Source organism: Shewanella electrica, from assembly GCF_022321485.1.
GTDB lineage: Bacteria > Pseudomonadota > Gammaproteobacteria > Enterobacterales > Shewanellaceae > Shewanella > Shewanella electrica.
In genome coordinates this window covers 64,957-85,979 of the sequence record NZ_JAKOGG010000003.1, presented here as the reverse complement: position 1 = coordinate 85,979, position 21,023 = coordinate 64,957, and the positions used below count along the sequence as shown (strand labels likewise).

Sequence of the window (21,023 nt, the reverse complement as noted above, 5' to 3'; positions counted from 1 at the left end):
CTCTAATCTCCGGGCCAATATTCTCGAATATCACTCAACGGTCGATAGAGCGTCAGCATGACATCTGTGTCACCGCCTTCATACACTTCGATCTCGATGGCGTGAGATTCTTGGCTATCCAATAACTCATAGGATTCAAAGGGTTCACCGGGATTATTTTCCACATATTGCGAAGGTTTACCATTGCGGTAATCTTTTTTGTGGAAATATCCAAACCGTGCGAACCCTGTTTGGTAGTACTGCTCGCCCAGCCATTGTGCAAATATTTCACTGTCTTTGGTGAGTGGCAGCGGAGTTAGCTCAGCTTCTCCTGGCTCTGCAAAAATCTCAGCAAAGGCATCCATATCGAACAAGGCTTCTACATCAGCACGCGGCAGTTTTATGGAGAAACTCAACCAGACTTCATCGTCATCATCGAGTCCCATAAACAGAGTATCACCAAGTTTCCCTTTGAGCACCCATTCCGGAGTGTGTTCGCGTTCAAATTCGTAAGTATTGACCATCTCAACGCGCAATTGCTGCCCCCGCAGCTGCGGGGGCAGGGCAAAGCTGTCATCGAGGGTGATCATGTCACCCACGTTGAGTTGTGATGGATGATTCAGCTTCCGTGCTGGCGGTTCATCATCGTTACCAAACAGCTTGCCAAAGAAGCCCATCCTTAGGCTCCTTTCTTAGCTTTTAAACGTTCCAGCACGTCGTTGGCACTGCTTTTTTGTTCGCCGATGCCAGCTTCAGCCAGTTTGGCTTTCAGCGACTTGTCACTGTTTTCGTTTTCCAGCTCTTCAGACGCTTTCAGACGATCATCAAACTGTTGCTGACGTGCTTTGATGCGTTCGAGCGAGTCTTTTGCATTCAGCAGCTTAGAGTTGCTTGACGCAAATGAGTCAGTGATTGATGCCGTGGCTTTTTGCACGCTTTCCGTGGTTTTTACCATCGACAGCTGACGTTGGTAATCGGCCAACTGACGTTCGGTTTTCTTCACTAGCTCTTTCAAACGGGCTGCGTGGTCGCTAAAGCTTTGATTAGCAGTGGTCTGCTCTTCCAGCTGTTGTTCCAGCTCAGCAATTTTGGTGGCAACTTCCAACGCCAGCGACTCATTGCCTTTTTCCAGCGCTTGAGTGGCATAGCCTTCATGTTCAGCGATAGAGCGTTTCAGGCGTTCGATTTCGCGTGCCGCTTGCATCTCTTTCGCCATCACATCGGTCAATTCACGTTTGGCTTTGGTGAGATGTTTCTCAGCGTCGCGAATCTCTTGTTCAAAAATACGTGTAGCGTTTGCGTCGACAATGCTTTGGCCAACTTCAGTGGCGCCACCGCGGAATGCAGTTAAAATTTTATTTAGAATACCCATGATGTGGATCCTTATTTCAAAAAGTCGACCATTTCGTCGATAACTTCCAGACAGTTGTCTGACAGTACGGACAATTCTTGTTCAATCTCCAGCATGCTGGATGCGAGCGACAACGCACCAAACAGTACGTATTTGTCGTCAATTTTTGCGAATGAAGATAGTGGCATCGGAATGTTAAAGGTCAACATCGTCTCAAACATTTCGGTCCGTTTCTCTGGAATTACTTCCTCTTCACCCCACAGATAACTAATGCATAGCACTTGGCTTTCGGTTACCGAGACAAAAATGGGTAACTCTTCACGGCCAACCACATTTACTTGCAATACTTCCACGTCCCCATCAATGGGGTAGCAGTCAAACTGAAAGCCAGTAGAACTGCCGTCGCCAATCCCGTTAAGATGGTTGGCAATAGTGTGAATATTCATCTCTTTCCTCGCTGGACATAATATGTCTGTGGCTTAAGATAACACTGAGACATAATATGTCAAGCGTTATCTCGACTATTTAAAATGTGGCAATTCCCTGCGTATCTTTCCACGCTTGCAGGTGATAATGGTACAGCTGCATCGAGCCTAACTCGTTCACCTTCACTTGGTCCAACTTGCTGTAAAAACCTTTGGGGAATGCAAAAGACGCCCGGATTAAGTCAGGTGTTAACCACGAGTCCTCTACTGGCAGCACTTGCATCGGCCATAGGCGTTGCTCCGCATTTTGCCCTTGTAAGGTGCCAATCGTCCAACCCCATTCACCAAAACTTGGTACGTTGTGATGATATTGCTTCACGGCAAAACCCGCACTCGCCAATGTTTTGCCGACAGATAAGAAGGCTTTAGTGGCATGGTACGGTGAGGTGGATTGAATGGTTATCGCACCATCGGCACTCAGCAGTTGCCCTAATTTACGATAAAACATATCGGAATAGAGCTTATTGAGGTCAGGGTGCGATGGGTCGGGCAGGTCGACAATCACCGTATCGTATTTCTCGCCTTTGGCAATCAGCTTGTCGACGCCGTTAAAGGCATCATCAATCATCACATGCACGCGCGGATCGTGAAACGCATTACCGTTGAGTTGCAGTAGTGCTTGGCGTAAACGTTGCGGCATATCCTCTGGCGGATCGGAGAACAGCTTAATCATTTCCTCGTCCAAATCCACCAAGGTGATGTGCTTAGGTTGCCACTTGAAGATCTGTTTTAGCGCCAAACCATCGCCGCCGCCAATCACCAGAACATTATCGTGGCGCGCACTGGCGGCCATGGTGGGATGCACCAAATAGGCGTGGTAGATATGTTCATCAATCGACGAAAACTGTAAGCGGCCATTGAGATATAAGCTGTACACCGGCGGGAGATTATTGCCCATCAGACGCTCGGTGAAGTTGATCTGTTGAAAGCGGGTCGCTTTGGCGTAAATCACATTGTCTTGATACAGCAGGTTGTTGAAGCTCTGCTCCCAGAATGGGCCTTTGGTGGCGAGCAGCAGCAACACGCCCGCAGCAAAACTGTGGCCAAGCAGCAGCCATTTTGCCGCCTTGATGCGCTTACGGAAACGCAGAATAAACACTAGCCCTGCCAACAGGTTGAATGCGGCGGTAATCGACGCGGCTAGTTGGGTATCCAGCGCCAGCATAAACGCCACCCAAATGGCGGCACCGATACCGGCACCAATGTAATCTGCGCCATAAATGGTACCGGCGTTATGCAGCAGGTGTTCCTGCGACAGTGCTTGACGCACCCGCGCGATCAGCGGAATTTCCATACCGATCATCAAGCCGAGCAACACGCCCCAAACATATGGTAGGTACACCGCCCACTCTTGAAAACTACCAATGAAACCGCCGTTAGGCAGTTGATCTGGCGGCAAGCCGAGTGTTTCCGCGACGATTTTAGGTAACGCATGACCAAAGCCGATGATGGCAGCGGTAACCAGAATGGCTAACGAGCCCATCAGCGCTACGGTAAGTTCGAGAATGGCAAAGCCAGTAAAGGCGGATTTGATGTGGCGCGCCGCAAAGGCTCCAAAGCCCATCGACACAATCATCAAACCGATCATGGTGTAGATGGCGGCTTCTAAGGCGCCAAGCACGCGCCCGGCATAATGGGACAGCAGATATTCGTAGATTAGGCCACAGGCCGCGAGGATCCCCATGATGCCCAGCAGTAGGGCATCATCAAACCAGTGAGGACCACGCCGCGACTTCGCCTGCATGGTATTGTCGGCCATAACTTATGCCATCAAGCCAGTCATGATAACGGCGATAGAAATACTGATCGCCATCTCAACCGCGGCGAGGCCAATGTTTTGTTGGCGTTCAATTTCATCTGACAGATCAATACGCGCCAGCACTAGCTTTTTCACCACCCACAGCAGAATGCTCAATACCAGCAGCATCATCAGTGAAAATACAAACCAGCCAAACAGGTTGGTCACATAAGTGGTTGGGTCGTACACCATGAAATGACTCGCAGCGTTAAAGGTAAAGCCCATCGCTAGCATCGCGCCAGCGTGGCGCAGTGCCAATGCTGTGTTGCCTTCTTCCAGTGCTTGTTGCAGCGAATGGCCTTGGTTGCGGCGGCGATAGAAAATCTCCAGCGCGCGCGTCAGCACCACTAACATCAGTTGCGATACGGCAAAAGCGCTGAAGATGGCGATGAAGGTATTGACGGTCAAATCTTCGGCCCAAATCAGCACTGCGCGGATCACCAAGGCGGTTGCCATGGCGGCACCGGCATCGACGATAGCAACCGAAATGTTGCCTTTCAAAATGGCGGCGGTTTTATCCACATGGTTTAGCGCAATTTTATCGTGCACGAAGCGGCCGAGTTTAATGAGGATTAAACCGCAAATACCGTAAGAAGCCATGCCGATAGCTTCTTGCGCATAGCTGTGAGCCGCGGCACCGGTGATGGCGCCAGTGAGCACAATACCCAGCGCGCCGACGGCACCAGCGGTGCTAATGCCGAAGGCAAAGTTGTCGCGCACTGCCAGCTCATCACGGCTATTTACTTTTGCACTCCAGCCTTGCATGTAGCGCATCAGTGTTAACAGCAGTACGGCGATGCCGAGGTCGATGGCGAGGATAATCGCCAATTCCTGTGTAATACCGAATTCCTGAAAAAGCGTCATTGTTATTCCTTATATCTTTGTCAGTTATTTACCGCGGCTAACGCCACGGGAAGTGCGCGAACTAGAGTTTCTAAAACTGCTGTCCTTGGCGTAGTTAGAACGGAACGTACTGCCGCTGCTACGGGAGGCCGTGGGTGCGGGGGTACTGCGGCTTTGGCGTGATAGTGCGGTGGAGCCGGTGCGAGACTTCGCATATGGACTATCAAAGCGCTTGCCTTGGTTGCCGAATTGTTTTTTGGTGCGTTGGTAAACACTGTCTTGTGTTTGACGCTGTTTCGGTGAGGTATAGCGATAACGACCTACGTCGTTGTAATAACTGTAGTCGCGATGGCGTGACCAGCTATCGTAATAAATCGGGCGGTTGAAAATGTTATTGAACATCGAGTACATGCCATACCATTCCCAGAACGACATGCCGCTGCTGTTAGTTTGCCAGTGACCATAATTCGGGTTGCCGACTAACTGACTCCCCGCGCCAAAGTCTTCAGCATTGTTGGCGGTTTTAGATGCTGCCGGGCTGATGGCATTAACCCGCGCTAACTTGCCGTTAGACATATCAGCGATCACGTTGACAGGATCTGATAACAAGTCGTTAAACTGGCTCGGTTCAGTGGCATCGTAGATGTCTTTCAGTTCCTGCAGTTGCGCATTTTTATCGGGGAAGTTTGGCGTGTGCTTAGCATCTTCAAGCCGTTGTGCTAACGCCTTAAAGCTTGGACCATCTTTGGTCGCATCCAGCACGAGCTGATCCAGTAACGGGGCTAGATCACTACGTTCATTCTTTAAAATCTGCGCATATTGCTTTAGCAACATGGCATTACGAATTTCGTTGTTATCTAATTTTTGACTCAAACTGTTGAGCCGTTGATTATCGAGCTGCTGATATTGGGCAATATCTTCGGCAGTATTATCCCCGCATCCTACGAGGGACAGCAGCAAAAATATGCCGAAAACTCGGATTAACATCCTCGCCATGTAATCTCCATTTATTTTAACATTAGCCTAAACACACTGTTCTCATCCTGCCATAGGCTCATGCGTTGAGTTGGTGTAACCTGTCCGACTGGTACTCATTCATCGATAACTATACCAGCACACAATGTCGAGTTATGTGCATGATACAAACGAAGAGTACGCGGATCTATAACATATTTTGACATATTATGTCGAACGGAATTTAGCGGGGGCTAATTAGGAATGAATTCACAGCGCAACGACTATGATTCTGAGCTTGTTAATCAGGTAGCGGATAAACATCTTGCTCAGCTACAGCAGGCGTGGCCAGAGTGGGGGAAACTGCTGCCTGAGCAGTTAGCTAGCTTGCGCGCTGTATTGGGGCTGAGTGACTTTGTTGCCGAGCAACTATGCCGTCACCCCGAATGGATTAACGAGTTTTTTCAGCAAGGTTTTAATCGCCCCGAACGACAGCATTTTACTGCGACACTGCACGAGTTAATGCAGGAGGTGGGCAGTGAAGAGCAAGCCAAACAGGTGCTGCGTCAATTCCGTAATAAGCAGATGGTGCGCTTAGCGTGGTGCGATTTTCTCGGTTTGTCGCCGTTAGAAAACTCGCTGCTAGATCTCTCCGTATTAGCCGAAGCCTTGATTATCGCTGGCCGTGATTGGCTGTATAACGACATGTGTCAGTCGCTTGGTACACCTTGCGATAAACAGGGCACACCGCAGCCGTTGATGATCCTCGGCATGGGCAAGTTGGGGGGCCGCGAGCTGAATTTCTCCTCCGATATCGACCTGATTTTTACCTTCCCAGAACATGGTGAAACCGTCGGCGGCCGCCGCACACTCGACAATCAACAGTTTTTTATCCGCATGGGCCAACGTTTGGTCAATCTGCTCGGTCAAGTCACCACCGATGGTTTTGTGTTCCGCGTGGATATGCGTTTGCGGCCTTATGGCGAAAGTGGGCCGTTAGTGGTCAGCTACAGCGCGCTGGAAGATTACTACCAAGAGCAGGGGCGTGAGTGGGAGCGCTACGCCATGGTTAAAGCGCGCGCACTGGGGCCGTGGAACCACTTTTCTGATCAACTGCATGACTTATTGCGCCCATTTATCTATCGCCGTTACATCGATTTTTCAGCCATTGATTCGCTGCGGCGCATGAAACAACTGATTGCCCAAGAGGTGCGTCGCCGTCAGTTGACCGACAACATCAAGCTGGGTGCCGGTGGCATTCGTGAAGTCGAATTCGTGGTGCAAAGCTTTCAATTGATCCGCGGTGGCCGTGAGCCAGAGTTGCGCTGCCAAAGCATCTATGAAGCGATTGACGCCTTATATCATTTTCATCAACTGGATTATTTTGCCGCCGATGAGCTGCGCAGTGCCTATTCCTTGTTGCGCCAAGTGGAAAACCTATTGCAGGCGATTGGTGACAAACAGACGCAAACTTTGCCGGACAACGCCTTAGATTGGCATCGTCTGTGTTACGCCACCGACACGGCCAATGAAGCTGAGTTGCGCGCTAAGATTGAAGCGGCGATGACCAAAATCCATCGCCATTTCCGCGATGCGGTTGGCGGAGAAGAAAGCAGTGATGCGGTGTATGACTGTTGGACAGTTCAGCTGTGGTGCGCACCACATCTGGAAGATGCCAAACTACTGCTCACTGAACACGGTTTAGATGATGGCGCCCTAGCTGAAGCCTTATTTGCCTGGAAGGACACTGTGGCACGCCGTTCTATCGGGCCGCGTGGGCGTGAAACTCTCGATAAGTTGATGCCAAAGCTGCTGGAAGAGATCGGCCTGACCAATAATCCGGTCGATGCCTTCAATCCGGTGTGTGGCGTGTTGGAGCAGATCCTCACCCGCACCACCTATCTTGAATTGTTGTATGAAAACCCCGGCGCACGGCAACAACTGATCAGCCTGTGTAGCGCTAGCCCGTGGATTGCCTCCGAGTTAGCACGTTTCCCGATGTTGCTCGATGAACTCATTGAACCAGCACAGCTGTATAACACCACCTCGCTGGATGATTACGCCAGCGAACTGCGTCAATATCTGCTGCGCATTCCAGCCGATGATATGGAGCAGCTGATGGAAGGCATGCGCCAGTTCAAGCTGTCGCAGCAGTTAAAGATTGCCGCGGCCGATGTCACCGGTGTGTTGCCGGTAATGGAAGTGAGTGACCACTTAACCTTCTTGGCTGAGGCACTGATTGAGCAAGTGGTGCACTACGCATGGCAGCAAGTCACCGAACGGTTTGGTGAGCCGCAAGGTATTCGCGCTGGCGATATGGCGTTTGCGGTGGTGGGCTACGGCAAGTTAGGCGGTATCGAACTCGGTTACGGCTCCGATCTAGATTTAGTATTTTTGCATAATGCGACTGAGGGCAGCACCAACGGCGACAAACCGATTGAAGTCGGCTTGTTTTACGCCAAGCTAGCGCAGCGCATTCAGCATCTGTTTGCCACCCGTACCGTGTCTGGCATCTTGTACGACGTGGATTTACGCTTACGTCCGAGTGGCGCGGCAGGATTATTGGTGAGCAGTATCGACAGCTTTGCCGAATATCAACAGCAAGATGCGTGGACGTGGGAACATCAAGCGTTAGTGCGGGCACGCTTTATCTATGGTGATAACAGCTTGGCTGAGCGCTTTGCCGACATTCGTACCAGCGTATTGAGCATGCAACGTGAACCGCAGCAACTGGCCGAGCAAGTACACCAGATGCGGCTCAAGATGCGAGAACATCTGCTGAAAGTGCCCAAAGAGATGTTTGACCTCAAACAAAGTGCGGGCGGCATTGCTGATATCGAATTTATTGCGCAGTATTTAGTGCTGGCTAATGCGCATCAATACTCTGAGCTATGCATGTGGTCGGACAATGTGCGCATCTTTGAAGTGGCGGCGGAGCTGGAGTTAATCCCGGTGATGTGCGCGCAAGCGCTAACGCAAATCTACTGTCAGCTGCGTGATGAGAGTCATCATCTTACCTTGGCGGGTAAACCGACCCAGTTGCCGTGGGATCAAGTTAGCCAGTCTGCAACGCAAGTGGTTGAGATCTATCACGATGTACTGGGCATTAGCGTTGAGCCGAGCTAGACGCGGTTGACCTGTTTAAGTGAATTAAGGCGTGCTGGCTTAACTCCGTCAGCGGCATGGCAAACAAAGCCATTAGTCACGCATAACGTGAAAAATCCGCATGATGATTTGTAAGGCATAAAAATCGTGAGCTGTTAAAATGGCTGCGAATAAGTTCTAAGGAATGTGAAGGATGAGTCGCTCTCCCTATCAGCGTTACAGCTGGCAATCTGAAATTTTTACCTGTGAAAGTCATGACATCGAACGCTATATGGCGTTACTTGATGAAGAGTGTCAGCGACTGAATTTAAAACCCCGCACCTTAGGTAAAGTTGAAGGCCACCCAATACAGCTATTGCAGTCACCTAAAGCTTCTGCCGGTTTACCCTCAATTTTGATCAGTTCTGGCTTCCACGGTGAAGAAGCCGCCGGCCCGTGGGGCATGTTGCACTTTCTCTCTGGGTTGTCACCCGAGCTGTTTGAGCAGGTGAATCTGTCACTGTTGCCATTGAACAACCCAACGGGATTTATCAAAGGTCATCGCTTTAATATCTTCGGCGAAAACCCTAACCGTGGTTATCTCGCGGGTGTGGACGATGCCAAGCCTACGGTGGAAGGTAAAATCCTACTGGAAAGTGCCCAGTTACTGCAGGCCGCCAGTAAAGATGGCATCTTGACCTGCCACGAAGATGTGCTGCAAACCCGTACTTATCTCTATTCATTTGAACCACGGCAACAGCCAGGCAGTTTCAGCCAGCAGTTGTTGGCGGCGCTGGCCGAGTCATTTGATGTTGCTCAAGATGATGATATCGACGGTTGCCCAGTCGAGAACGGTTTCATCTTCAACCACTTCGATAGCTCGTTTGAAGCTTGGTTGGTGCGTAGCGGCGCTAAAGTCGGTGCGTGTAGCGAAACCCCTGCAACGCAAAACTTTGACCGCCGTATTTTGGCAAATAGCGCGGTGATGCAGCGTTTCGTGGATTACATTCTTGCGCATTAACTAAATGATTAAAAACAAAAAAGCCTGCATCGAGCAGGCTTTTTTTATGGGAAATCAATGCTTAGTTGATCTGAGTAGGAATACCACTGCGATCATCTAATACGCGTTTGAGCACATGCGATTGAGTGCTTTTGTCGGCAATAAAGCGCACCATTTTCGGTGTCAGTTGCAGCATTGAAGGGGCCGCAGAGTTGAACTCTTCTTGAGTTTGCGACAGTGGGTTGTGCACTTCGAGGTAGCGGCGGCCATCAGGTTCAACGGTAGCTTTCACTGGTTGATTGACGAACTGTACGCGAGTATCCACTGGCACAGACTTGAACAAATACTCAATGTCTTCATTACGCAAACGCACACAGCCGTGGCTGACGCGCAGGCCAATACCAAAACTGGCGTTGGTACCGTGAATCGCATACAGGTTACCCAAGTACAACGCAAACAATCCCATCGGATTATCTGGGCCAGCAGGCCATACTTTGGGTAATTTCTCACCGCGAGCGGCATATTCTTTATGCATCTTGGCGGTTGGCGTCCACGTTGGGTTGGCTTTTTTACGGCGGATTTTTGTCACCCAGTTTTCAGGGGTATCGGTGCCTAGTTGACCAATGCCGATAGGCAGTACTTCCACCACATTACGGCCTGGTGGATAGTAAAACAGGCGCATCTCCGCCACGTTGATAACAATGCCTTCTCTTGGTGCGTCAGGCAGAATCAACTGATGTGGGATCAGCAAGGTACTTTGCGGATGAGGCAAAAATGGATCAGCACTTGGGTTGGCTTCCAACATATTGGTCAACCCCAGTTGGAAATCGGCAGCGATCCCTTCGAGAGTGAGTTTTTTATGTGGTACAACAAAATACTCGTTATCGCCGATAAGGCGACCGCCATTGGCAGGTAACGGATATTCTTTGGCGACAAGCGCAGTTGAGAGAGTGGTGAGTCCCAAAAATAGGGCGCTGATAATCGACGTCTTCATACAACCTTTCAGCTTTTATTAATGCCTTTTATAGAACTCAGCGTAACCTGCCAAACTTAGGCCAGCCTGAACTGAGCACGAGGCCACTATTCTAGTGAAATCGCTAAAGAAACCCAACTGTATTCGTCGCTTTTTACACCTATGTTACTTTCATTAAAAAATGTTTGAAAAAACTTACCGATTTTAGCTAAGTCGCGATAAATAAACGGCTATTTTAAAAATTTGGTGCTGGTTGCTACTGATGATTGATGTAAATAACTCACTTAATTGATTAAATGTTACTAATTTGCGGGACTAATCTATCGATTTAGGTAATAAAAATTAATTAAAAATCATCCAGATAATCACTTTTTATGCTAAATTCTATGCTTATAGGTGTAATTACCCCGAGATAAGTTTGATGTAGAAGGAGTCGCCATGGATGCAAACACGATAAACAGCTTTTTTCTGGTCGGTGCTTTATTAGCTGCTATCAGTGTATTGCTCAGCCCACTCTCTTCGCGACTTGGCATTCCGATTCTGGTGGTGTTCCTCGGTGTTGGCCTGCTGGCTGGCGAAGATGGCCCCGGCGGTATTGTCTTTAATGATTACTCCACCGCTTATTTAGTCAGTAACCTCGCTTTGGCGATTATTCTGCTCGATGGCGGCATGCGCACGCGGGTTGCCAGCTTCCGTGTGGCCTTGTGGCCCGCACTCTCATTAGCCACCGTTGGGGTGGTGATCACCACCTGTCTTACCGGTTTACTCGCTAGCTATCTGTTTGGCCTCAATTGGCTGCAAGGCATGCTGCTGGGCGCCATTGTCGGCTCTACCGATGCCGCCGCTGTCTTCAGTTTGCTCAAAGGCCGCGCCATTAACGAACGGGTTGGCTCCACGCTGGAGATTGAATCGGGCAGTAACGACCCGATGGCGGTATTCCTCACCGTCACGTTGATCAGCATTCTGGCATCGAGCACTAACGATGTGTCGGCGAGCCAACTGCTGCTGAGTTTTATCAAGCAGTTTGGTTTCGGCGCGCTGCTTGGGCTTATTGGCGGTTGGCTGATTTGGCGTTTGGTCAACCGTACCAAATTGCCAGAAGGGCTGTACTCCATTTTGGTGCTCAGCGGTGGCTTGATGGTTTACGCCATTTCCAATGCCTTGGGTGGCAGCGGTATTTTGTCGATTTATCTCACGGGGTTATTCCTTGGTAACCGCGCCACGCGCAGTAAACATGCGATTTTGAGCGTGCTTGATGGCATGACGTGGGTCAGTCAAATCGGCATGTTCTTAGTATTGGGGTTATTGATGACGCCGACCGATTTGGAAGCGGTAGCATTGCCGGGACTGGTGCTGGCGTTCGGGATGATCTTTATCGCCCGTCCAGTGGCGGTGTGGATCAGCTTGGCGCCGTTCCGTCGCTTTCAAGCGCGGCAAATTCACTTTATCTCTTGGGTGGGATTGCGGGGCGCGGTGCCGATCATTCTGGCGGTATTCCCGATGATGGCGGGCTTGCCGCACGCGCAACTCTATTTCAACTTAGCCTTCTTCGTGGTGTTGGTGTCGTTGCTGCTACAGGGCAGTACGCTGACCTATGCGGCGCGGTTAGCCAAGGTGGAGTTGCCACCCAAACCTGAGCCGATATCGCGCTCAGGGGTGGAGATCTATCCCGCTAGCGAGTGGGAAATCTTTGTCTATAAACTCAGCGAGTCTAAATGGTGTATCGGTGAGCAACTGCGCCAGTTGAATATGCCCAACGATACCCGTATTGCCGCGGTATTTCGTGATGATCAACTGATGCATCCGTCTGGCAGTACCACGCTGAAAGCAGGCGATACCTTGTGTGTGTTGGCCAAAGAGGCGGATCTGGATGCGCTGAGCCGTATGTTTAGTGAAGCGCCAGAAAAACGCGATGCCACACGTTTCTTTGGTGACTTCTTCATGACCATGGATGTGCTGCTGGCCGATATGGCGGTGGTATACGGTTTCTTGCTTGACGAAGACCATCAACTGATGACGGTTGGCGAGTTGATTAAAGAACAGCTCGGTAGCTCGCCGGTCGTCGGCGATCACTTTATGTGGCAGGGTATCGGTTGGATTGTGTCAGAGGTACAACACGGGGAAGTCACTCGGGTTGGTATTCGTCTACCAACCCAAGCGGAATAACGGCAAGCTTATTTGTAGAGCGAAGGATCGCTCTTTTCTGGCCGAGTTTTAAAGCGACGATGCAGCCACATGTACTGCGTCATGTTGCGCGAGATCAACCCTTCAATGATGTGATTGCCACGGATGGCATCAGCCTCTTCATTTTCGCCCGGATAGTTATCCAGCGGTGGCTCAATCTCAATGGTGTAGCCGTTATCGTCAGCATTACGCTCCACAAAAAATGGCAAGACTTTGGCTTTGCCGAGTTTCGCTAGCGTCGTGCCGCCGGTAATGGTCGCGGCTTCTGGCACGGCAAAAAACGGAATAAAAATCGCACTGGAGCGGCCAAAATCTTGGTCAGCGGTATACCAAATCACGTTCGGGGCGCGCAGGCTGCGCACCATCTGGCGTAGATCGCGTTTCGGGATCAAGGCTTTGTTGGAGCGCAAGCGGCCTTTCACTTGCAGGTATTCCATCACCGGATGGTTATGTGGCCGATAGACGCCCACCCCCGGATTAAACTGACCAAAAATCCGTGCGCCCATCTCTAGCGGCAGACAATGCACCGCGAACAGAATCACCCCTTGACCAGCATCCAGCGTCTGCTGCACATATTCTTGGCCTTTGATGGTCATGTTGTTCTGAATGCGGCTGTCGGACCACCACCAAGCGTTAATGGTATCGAAAATCGCTTTACCAGTTTCCTCAAAGTTACGTTTAAGTAACTGTTCGCGCTCGGCTTCCGGCATTTGCGGAAAACACAGGGCTAAATTACGTCGGGCCGTGTGCACGCGACTCTTCGCAAATGGCATCGCCATACGACCAAACAGGGCGCCCAAACGCATCTGCCACTTCATCGGCAGCATTGTCAGTAGATGTGTTAAACCGACGCCCACCCATAGCAACCAGTATTTTGGATGCAGCAACTGTTTTGAAAATTGTGCTTTCTCGACCACGTTTCACTTTACCCACAATAAAAATTAGCGGCTATTCTAGCGCAAATTCACGCAAAAATTCGGTACAATCCCACACTTAATTTAGCCTAGTTCGGATTGTCTTAAATGAAAGTTACCCTGCCTCCGTTTGAAAAAGCTCGCGTATTAGTGGTCGGCGATGTGATGCTTGACCGCTATTGGGTAGGGCCAACGGGACGTATCTCTCCAGAAGCGCCTGTGCCCGTGGTAAAAATTAACCAGATTGAAGACCGTCCCGGTGGTGCCGCCAACGTGGCGCTCAACATTGCCGCGCTTGGTGGGCAGGTGGCGCTCAGCGGTATTGTCGGTACCGATGATACAGCGACGGCGTTGACCAATGGCTTGAAGGCGCAAGGTGTCAGCCCTGAGTGGTTGCAGGTCAACGACAAGCCAACCATTACTAAGCTGCGGGTGCTGAGTCGCAATCAGCAACTGATCCGCCTCGATTTTGAAGAGCCTTTCACCGCTGATCAAAGCAGCGCAATGCTGGCGCAGGCAGAAGCACTATTGGCCAACTGCAATGTGGCGATTCTGTCGGATTACGCCAAAGGCGCCATCGCCGATCCGCGTGCCTTTATCGCGAAAGCCCGCGAATTGGGCGTGAAAGTGTTAGTCGATCCAAAAGGTAGCGACTTTGGCCGTTACCACGGTGCCACTTTGATCACCCCGAACATGAGCGAATTTGAAGCGGTGGTCGGTGCAGTAACCTCTGAAGCCGACTTGGTCGCCAAAGCGCGCGGTTTGATTGCGCAATACGCATTGGAAGCCATGCTGGTGACTCGCTCAGAAAAAGGCATGACGCTGATCACTCGTGATGGCAACGAGTTACATATTCCTACCGTAGCGCGTGAAGTGTATGACGTGACCGGCGCGGGCGACACAGTGATTTCTACCTTAGCGACCGCATTGGCGGCGGGGAGCGATCTGCCACAAGCGTGTGCTATCGCCAATACTGCCGCTGGCGTGGTGGTGGGCAAACTGGGCACTTCCACCGTGAGCCGAATTGAGCTGATTGATGCGTTATCGGCGCATCAAGGTGAAAGTGGCTTTGGCGTGGTCAGCGAAGAGCAACTGGCGTACGCCATGGAGCAAGCGCATCTGCGGGGTGAGCGCATTGTGATGACCAACGGCTGTTTTGATATTTTGCATGCAGGGCACGTGTCTTATCTGAAAGATGCGCGTGCGCTCGGCGACCGTTTGATTGTGGCGGTCAACGATGATGCCTCAGTCAAACGCCTCAAGGGCGAAGGCCGTCCGGTCAATAATGTTGAGCGCCGCATGGCAGTATTGGCCGGGTTGGCAGCGGTCGACTGGGTGGTGCCATTTAGCGAAGATACTCCACAGCGGTTAATTGCCCGTTTATTGCCAGACCTGCTGGTGAAAGGCGGCGATTATCGGGTGGAAGAGATTGCTGGCGGCCAAGAAGTGATTGCCGCAGGTGGCAGCGTCAAAGTGCTTGGCTTTGAAGATGGCATTTCAACCACCGCCATCATCCAACGCATTATGGATAAACCCTAAATGTTGATGGCAGGGATGCTGGCAAGCAGTTTGTTCTGGAGTGAGGTGGGCGAGCGCCAAGCGTTAGTCTGCCCACCTGAGCAATACTCGCAATGTTTAGCGGTCGTCCCTGCCAAATATCAGCAGCGTTTCCCGTCACAATGGGCTACATTGCAGCGCCAACTCGGCTTGCGTGCCGCGATGGCGATGCCTGTCGACGATGAGCAGTTTGCTGGCATGATCCTGTGGGCGCCAGAGCGCCTCAATCACAGCATCAGCGCATTGTGGAATGATACCGTTTACCAGTTGCCGCTAGCGCAACAAGCTGAACTGACCTTGTGGCACGAACTGGGCCATTTGGAGATCTGTGCGTTGCAGCATGCTGGGCAGTTACCGACGAGCTTAACGCCGTTGGAGCATGAATGGTTGGCCGACTGTTATATGCTGTGGCGCAGCGTGCAGGAAACCGGTGAGCTGACGTTGGCGCGGCAGCAACTGGATCGCCGCAATATGGCGGTGTTTGCTGACATCGAAAACTTCTCCCACTGGACCGCGTTATATCTGGCACCGCAATTCGCCAGTTTTGATGCACAGCAGATGCAACGCAGCAGTTTTGCCGCATGGCTGCTGCCACTGTTTCACGCCACCAAACGTTATAACGAAGATGAGTTGCAGGAGTTTTCGGGTTTGCTACAACGGCTGTTCGGCATGGGCCGTTGGCAATCGCTGCCAGATTACCTGAGTTGGCGCCGGCCCGCGTTAGGCGAGGTCATTGGTACTACCTTACGGCGGGTGATGGGTGATGCAGCGGCAGAACAGTGGATGACGGAGCAAAATCTGCTGGAAAAACATCATGCTGCCTCAAAGTAATGGGATCTCACCAATTCGTAACTAAAAAAACTTTAAGCTGTTGGCTATTGGTTAAGCCGCTTTGTTAAGCTCAAATTCCCAATAAATTGAGCTTGTTAGAGGGCTGTTGATGGCCAAGCGTTCCAAAGTTGAAACGGCGCTGACAATTCGTCAAATTGAAGACGCAGCGTTACAGCAAATTTTAACCCTTGGGTATGATAACATGTCATACAGTACGCTGGCGCAAGCCACTGGCATTAGCCGCACCGGTATTTCGCACCATTTCCCCCGTAAGATCGATTTTCTGTTAGCGCTTAACAGCCGTATTGCTGCATTTTTTGTGTCCGCCTTGGATTTTTGCGATATCGAACAATTTGAACGTAGTTGGTTGACCGCGCTCGAAGCGGCAGAACGGCGAGCGGTGTTGCGTTTGTTCTTCAATTTCTGCGCTCGAGCCAGTGCTGAAGTGCCACAGTTTGAAGCGATTGAACTTACCCGCTCGCAAGCACGCCGCCACTTTGGTGATGCAGGCTGTCGCTTGGTCAGTGAACTGCTGGGTCGCAGTGCAGTAAAACTGCTGGCTGAGCAGCGCTTAGCCGCCTAATCCATTGCTGTCGTAGTCATGTTGTCACGTTTTCGCTAGTATATTGGCTCGCAAAATACAGCCGATAGTGGAGAAGTACGTTGAACGAGGGAACCAAGGTGGTCGAACGGAGTAGAACCGTGCGCCTCGACAATAGTGAATTGGCGCGAACCAGCTTTTGGATTAGCCAAGTGTTTATGATTGTTGCTACGGTAGCAGGCGTTTATCTCGCTGGCAGAGAAGGACTGAGCCAAGCCATTGCCTTTGACAACATCGATGATGCGCAAACCAATTATTATCTGCGCCGTTCACTGCATGATGAAGTCAGCGAGAATGTGAATATTCTGCTCGATTACGTCAAAACCACCCGCGAAAATCGGCCGCCCGATCTGCGAAGTGTTCACCCGCAGTTAGCCGACTTTGTTTGGACGAACATGAAGTATTCGCCCAATACCTTACAAACGCCCAGTGAACTGTTGACACCCATTCGGCAGTTTTATCTGCAAGTCGGCGTGTTGTTAGAGCGTATGGAAGCACGCCATATGCTGCGCAGCAAAGGCTTGGATGAGTTAGAAACCTTATGTTCCAAGATGCAGAGCGATGTGCTGCCCAAGCTGGAACATAACTACCAAGATCTTGCCCTAGAGCTCAAGCAAAGCAACGTCGGCGTATAGGAGTGACCACATGGCGGCACATTGTCCTAATTGTCGATTCGAACGCTTACAAGCGGCTGAGTTTCATGGCGAAAGTGTCGACCTTTGTGGACGTTGTGGTGGCATGTGGTTTGATGATGGTGAACTTGACCGTAGTCTCTCCAGCGCTGATAACGGCCACGATAAGGTAAAACTTGAAAGTAGCTTAGGCGACTTTATCGGCTATGACCGCCGTGCATGCCCTAAGTGTCGCTCGAAGTTAGGGCGCTTCTACTTGCTCAATGGCTTAGAGATGGAAGTGCAACGCTGTTTGGATTGCTCTGGCACTTGGGTGGAACAAGAGGCGAGAGCGGTGGTGGTCGATACACCCAACGCGGCGGAGTTTCTCCAGCAGTTACAAGGCAAACTCGGCATCGGCGCTTGGCTGTTCCAGTTCTTATTAAAACTCCCCTTAGAAACCAATCTCAAACCCAAAGGCCGACCTTGGGTCACGTGGGCGTTGATTGTGCTCAATGTGTTTATGTTTGCTTGCTATCAACTGCAAGTAGATTGGTTGGCGCCCTATCAAGCCGAGTTGCCATTAACTCCCGCATTGCTAATGCAAGGCGAGCAGCCGTGGTCGCTACTGACCTATATGTTTTTGCACGGTGGTTACTTGCATATCATCGGCAATATGTACTTTCTCTACATCATCGGTGACAACTTAGAGGATGTGCTCGGACGCACCCGTTATCTGTTGTTGTATCTGCTTTGTGGCATGGTGGCGGCATTTGCGCAAGTTGCGGCCGATCCAAGCTCCACCACGCCGATTATTGGTGCCAGCGGTGCCATTGCTGGGTTGTTTGGCATGTATATGTTGTGGTTTCGCAATGCCAAACTGTCATTCATGCTGCTGATTGTGCAGTTGCGTTTGCCGGTGCAGTGGTACTTCATTATTTGGCTTGGCATGAATGTTTGGGGACTCATGCAAGCCGGTGTTGGCGTGGCATATTGGGCGCACATCGGTGGTTTTGTTGCGGGCTTAGTGGTGGGCTGGCGCTATCGTGCGTCGGTGTTTGCCAATAATCCCATGGTAGCGTTATTGCACCAAGGCACGCTGCGTTGGCGGCGTGATGCGCGCCAGTCTAAGTAACTGACTAACCAATGGGTATTTCAATTTGTCGCCGTGCTAATCGCAATAACTTTCAGTTTTTTCGATTAGCTCAGTGCAAAAAATCTTTACTCGTTTGTCAGGGTTTTAGTTGCTCCCTATCGAATCTTCGTGCTAGTGTCAATCACATGGTGTAACTGTGAGTTAGATCACAAACATGCAGAATTGGCAAAGAAACACAGCACTCTTTATTCTCGGCGTTGCCTTGACGTTGGTGCTGGCTATTGCCTCTGCTACACGGATTAATCCGTTACATCAAACCGTTCTCAACTCTGATGAACATAGCGTTGCTCGGGCCCACATCCTGACCAGTGCTGGCGTAGTGCCTGAAAGTTTGTCAGAGTCATTCGAGCCGCTGGAGCCCCAAAGGCGAGCCAAACCGCAGGTGCGTTTTGCCCTGCTAAAAGAGATAGCGCCAACTAAGTTGGCCTCATCTCACCACTTTCTACCGCGCTACTTTATGGCGCCGAGCCGTGCACCGCCGCTGACTGGATTGGCCTAATCCAAATCAAGCGAACTTAAAAAAATGAAAATTTTTGCAGAGGTGCACTATGAAAACATTATCAACCTTTTGTTTGAATGCTAGCCAAACCTTAGCTCAGTCTACTGCGGTAACTGCGTTAACCGCTGAATCTCCTGCCACTGAAGCGATGATGTCTTTTGACCATCAACTGCGTATGGCGTTGCCCGCCAACATGCCAGCGCCAGAAGCGTTTAATATCATGGACGCCGAAAACAGCCAGATTAACTATGTGGTCAATGATCGCCATGAGTTTTTGGGCATTGTTGGCCGTAACTGGTTGTCGGCGGATAGCTTGGCTAAGTATGTCGATAAAGCGCACGGCCCATCCACTTGGACGGTATCGGATATGATGTTGCCACGTTATGAGATGCTGGCAGTAGCCGAAGAAGAGTTAGCTGATGCCACTGTAGCGGATGTGTTGGCGAGTTTTCGCAGCGTGCAACGTGACTTTTTGTTGGTGATTAATCAGCGCGGTAATGTGTGTGGTTTGTTGGCCGCAGAAGATATTTCGCAGCGGATGCGTCAGCAAACGAGCGCTAAGCACGAAGTGAATGTGCTGAATATTTTGCAGCAACTGCGCCAAAGCCATAACTTGGAAAAACAAGTGATTAACGGCTAATCCAGCACAGTAGCTAAAACAAAAGCCGATGCATGTTTATTTATGCATCGGCTTTTTTAATAGCGAAGCTAACAGCTTACAGCGCGTTAAGAATCGCAGTTACTGAGTCTTTCGCATCACCAAACAACATTTGGGTGTTGTCTTTGAAGAACAGTGGGTTTTGCACCCCAGCGTAACCGGTATTCATCGAGCGTTTGAAGGCGATAACGTTGGTCGCTTTCCACACTTCCAGCACTGGCATGCCCGCAATTGGGCTGCTTGGATCTTCAGATGCCGCTGGGTTCACGGTATCGTTGGCACCAATCACCAGCACGGTATCGGTGGATTCGAAATCGTCGTTGATTTCGTCCATCTCCAATACGATGTCGTACGGCACTTTGGCTTCTGCCAGCAATACGTTCATGTGGCCTGGCAGACGCCCCGCCACTGGGTGAATACCAAAGCGTACTTCAACACCCGCTGCGCGCAGTTTTGAGGTGATTTCCGCTACTGGATATTGTGCCTGTGCTACCGCCATACCGTATCCGGGAGTGATGATCACTGAACTAGAGTTTTTCAGCATCTCTGCCACTTCTTCAGCGGTGGTTTCGCGGTACTCGCCCATCTCTTCATCGCCCGTTGATACGGCACCATCAGTACCAAAACCACCTGCAATGACTGACACAAACGAACGGTTCATCGCCTTACACATGATGTATGACAGAATCGCACCTGATGAACCTACCAGCGCACCGGTAACAATCAGCAGGTCATTCGACAGCATAAAGCCCGCCGCTGCTGCAGCCCAACCTGAGTAGGAGTTCAGCATCGACACCACTACCGGCATATCCGCGCCACCAATAGACGCCACCAAGTGCCAGCCAAAGGCGAGGGCAATCAGCGTCATGATGATCACGGGCAATACGCTGCCAGCGGTGTTAACAAAGTACAGTAGCAAGGCGAATGACACGACCACCGCCAACAGGTTCAACTTGTGGCGATGCGGCAACATCAGCGGTTTTGAGGAAATCACGCCGCGCAACTTACCGAATGCCACGATAGAACCGGTGAAGGTTACCGCACCGATGAAGATGCCGAGGAAGATTTCCACCAAGTGGATGTTTAGCATCGCGCCAGTCAGCGCTTGATGTGACGCCGCCGCGGCCGCTTCTTCATAAGCTTCTTTAACCGCGTTTAGCGTGGTTTGCAGATCAGCGCCAGCGTTCACTACCACTGCTGAAGTTGCAGCTGGATGTAGATCAATCAAGCTGTTAAAGCCTACCAACACTGCTGCTAAACCCACGAAACTGTGCAGAATCGCTACCAGCTCAGGCATTTGGGTCATTTCAACTTTCAGTGCCAAACGCACGCCAATCGCGCCGCCGATCACCATCGCCAAAATAATCCAAGTTACGCCGCTGGTGGCAGGGTTTAAAATGGTGGCAATCAAAGCAATCGCCATGCCGATAACCCCTAAGTAGTTACCTTGCTTAGCGGTTTCTTGCTTAGATAAGCCAGCCAAACTCAAAATAAAACACAGCGCCGAAATAATATAGGCTGCTGTAACCAGTCCTTGAGACACGA

The 21,023-nt window shown here is 50.8% G+C and carries 19 protein-coding genes; 10 read left to right on the top strand and 9 right to left on the bottom strand.

The window, feature by feature from the left end:
• Positions 1-2: 2 nt before the first annotated feature.
• From L9G74_RS05255 to L9G74_RS05230, 6 genes are all read right to left on the bottom strand, one after another.
• Complete coding sequence (locus tag L9G74_RS05255; protein WP_238895251.1) at positions 3-656, bottom strand: hypothetical protein; 654 nt, start codon at positions 654-656, stop codon at positions 3-5.
• A 2-nt stretch (positions 657-658) separates the two neighbouring features.
• Positions 659-1,351 (bottom strand): PspA/IM30 family protein, encoded by a 693-nt coding sequence (locus L9G74_RS05250; protein WP_238895250.1) that lies wholly within the window; start codon positions 1,349-1,351, stop codon positions 659-661.
• 11 nt (positions 1,352-1,362) lie between these two features.
• Positions 1,363-1,776, bottom strand: a complete 414-nt coding sequence (locus L9G74_RS05245) for a YjfI family protein (protein WP_238895249.1) — start codon at positions 1,774-1,776, stop codon at positions 1,363-1,365.
• Positions 1,777-1,855: 79 nt separating this feature from the next.
• Positions 1,856-3,574: a polyamine aminopropyltransferase gene (locus L9G74_RS05240; protein WP_238895248.1), complete on the bottom strand. Its 1,719-nt coding sequence runs from the start codon at positions 3,572-3,574 to the stop codon at positions 1,856-1,858.
• A gap of 3 nt (positions 3,575-3,577) precedes the next feature.
• Positions 3,578-4,477, bottom strand: a complete 900-nt coding sequence (locus tag L9G74_RS05235; protein WP_238895247.1) for a DUF350 domain-containing protein — start codon at positions 4,475-4,477, stop codon at positions 3,578-3,580.
• Between the two features lie 24 nt (positions 4,478-4,501).
• Positions 4,502-5,452, bottom strand: a complete 951-nt coding sequence (locus L9G74_RS05230; protein WP_238895246.1) for a hypothetical protein — start codon at positions 5,450-5,452, stop codon at positions 4,502-4,504.
• A gap of 222 nt (positions 5,453-5,674) precedes the next feature.
• On the opposite strand from L9G74_RS05230, the gene glnE reads away from it, so the two are divergent.
• Together glnE and L9G74_RS05220 are read left to right on the top strand one after the other, a co-directional pair.
• Positions 5,675-8,536: a bifunctional [glutamate--ammonia ligase]-adenylyl-L-tyrosine phosphorylase/[glutamate--ammonia-ligase] adenylyltransferase gene (gene glnE, locus L9G74_RS05225; protein ID WP_238895245.1), complete on the top strand. Its 2,862-nt coding sequence runs from the start codon at positions 5,675-5,677 to the stop codon at positions 8,534-8,536.
• A 172-nt stretch (positions 8,537-8,708) separates the two neighbouring features.
• Positions 8,709-9,515: an N-acetyl-ornithine deacetylase gene (locus L9G74_RS05220; protein ID WP_238895244.1), complete on the top strand. Its 807-nt coding sequence runs from the start codon at positions 8,709-8,711 to the stop codon at positions 9,513-9,515.
• Positions 9,516-9,576: 61 nt separating this feature from the next.
• Here the strand turns inward: L9G74_RS05220 and L9G74_RS05215 are convergent, their stop codons facing one another.
• A complete protein-coding gene (locus tag L9G74_RS05215; RefSeq protein ID WP_238895243.1) occupies positions 9,577-10,488 on the bottom strand; it encodes a L,D-transpeptidase family protein in 912 nt (303 codons plus the stop codon).
• Between the two features lie 417 nt (positions 10,489-10,905).
• Between L9G74_RS05215 and L9G74_RS05210 the strand changes: the two genes are divergently transcribed.
• Positions 10,906-12,633, top strand: coding sequence for a potassium/proton antiporter (locus L9G74_RS05210; RefSeq protein WP_238895242.1), 1,728 nt, complete (start codon positions 10,906-10,908; stop codon positions 12,631-12,633).
• Between the two features lie 8 nt (positions 12,634-12,641).
• On the opposite strand, the gene L9G74_RS05205 is transcribed toward L9G74_RS05210, so the two are convergent.
• Positions 12,642-13,568, bottom strand: coding sequence for an LpxL/LpxP family Kdo(2)-lipid IV(A) lauroyl/palmitoleoyl acyltransferase (locus L9G74_RS05205; protein ID WP_238895241.1), 927 nt, complete (start codon positions 13,566-13,568; stop codon positions 12,642-12,644).
• A gap of 105 nt (positions 13,569-13,673) precedes the next feature.
• Between L9G74_RS05205 and hldE the strand changes: the two genes are divergently transcribed.
• The 7 genes from hldE (at position 13,674) to L9G74_RS05170 (ending at position 19,460) form a co-directional block, all read left to right on the top strand.
• Positions 13,674-15,104: a bifunctional D-glycero-beta-D-manno-heptose-7-phosphate kinase/D-glycero-beta-D-manno-heptose 1-phosphate adenylyltransferase HldE gene (hldE, locus tag L9G74_RS05200; RefSeq protein ID WP_238895240.1), complete on the top strand. Its 1,431-nt coding sequence runs from the start codon at positions 13,674-13,676 to the stop codon at positions 15,102-15,104.
• On the top strand, positions 15,105-15,953 hold the full coding sequence (locus L9G74_RS05195; RefSeq protein WP_238895239.1) for a hypothetical protein: 849 nt from the start codon (positions 15,105-15,107) through the stop codon (positions 15,951-15,953).
• 109 nt (positions 15,954-16,062) lie between these two features.
• Positions 16,063-16,536, top strand: coding sequence for a TetR family transcriptional regulator (locus L9G74_RS05190; RefSeq protein WP_238895238.1), 474 nt, complete (start codon positions 16,063-16,065; stop codon positions 16,534-16,536).
• Positions 16,537-16,634: 98 nt separating this feature from the next.
• On the top strand, positions 16,635-17,189 hold the full coding sequence (locus L9G74_RS05185) for a hypothetical protein (protein WP_238895237.1): 555 nt from the start codon (positions 16,635-16,637) through the stop codon (positions 17,187-17,189).
• Positions 17,190-17,199: 10 nt separating this feature from the next.
• On the top strand, positions 17,200-18,300 hold the full coding sequence (locus L9G74_RS05180; protein ID WP_238895236.1) for a rhomboid family intramembrane serine protease: 1,101 nt from the start codon (positions 17,200-17,202) through the stop codon (positions 18,298-18,300).
• A gap of 175 nt (positions 18,301-18,475) precedes the next feature.
• Positions 18,476-18,820 carry a hypothetical protein gene (locus tag L9G74_RS05175; protein ID WP_238895235.1) on the top strand — a complete coding sequence of 115 codons (345 nt, stop codon included), beginning with the start codon at positions 18,476-18,478 and terminating at the stop codon, positions 18,818-18,820.
• 49 nt (positions 18,821-18,869) lie between these two features.
• Complete coding sequence (locus L9G74_RS05170; RefSeq protein WP_238895234.1) at positions 18,870-19,460, top strand: CBS domain-containing protein; 591 nt, start codon at positions 18,870-18,872, stop codon at positions 19,458-19,460.
• A gap of 76 nt (positions 19,461-19,536) precedes the next feature.
• On the opposite strand, the gene pntB is transcribed toward L9G74_RS05170, so the two are convergent.
• A complete protein-coding gene (gene pntB, locus L9G74_RS05165) occupies positions 19,537-21,021 on the bottom strand; it encodes a Re/Si-specific NAD(P)(+) transhydrogenase subunit beta (RefSeq protein ID WP_238895233.1) in 1,485 nt (494 codons plus the stop codon).
• Positions 21,022-21,023: the final 2 nt, after the last annotated feature.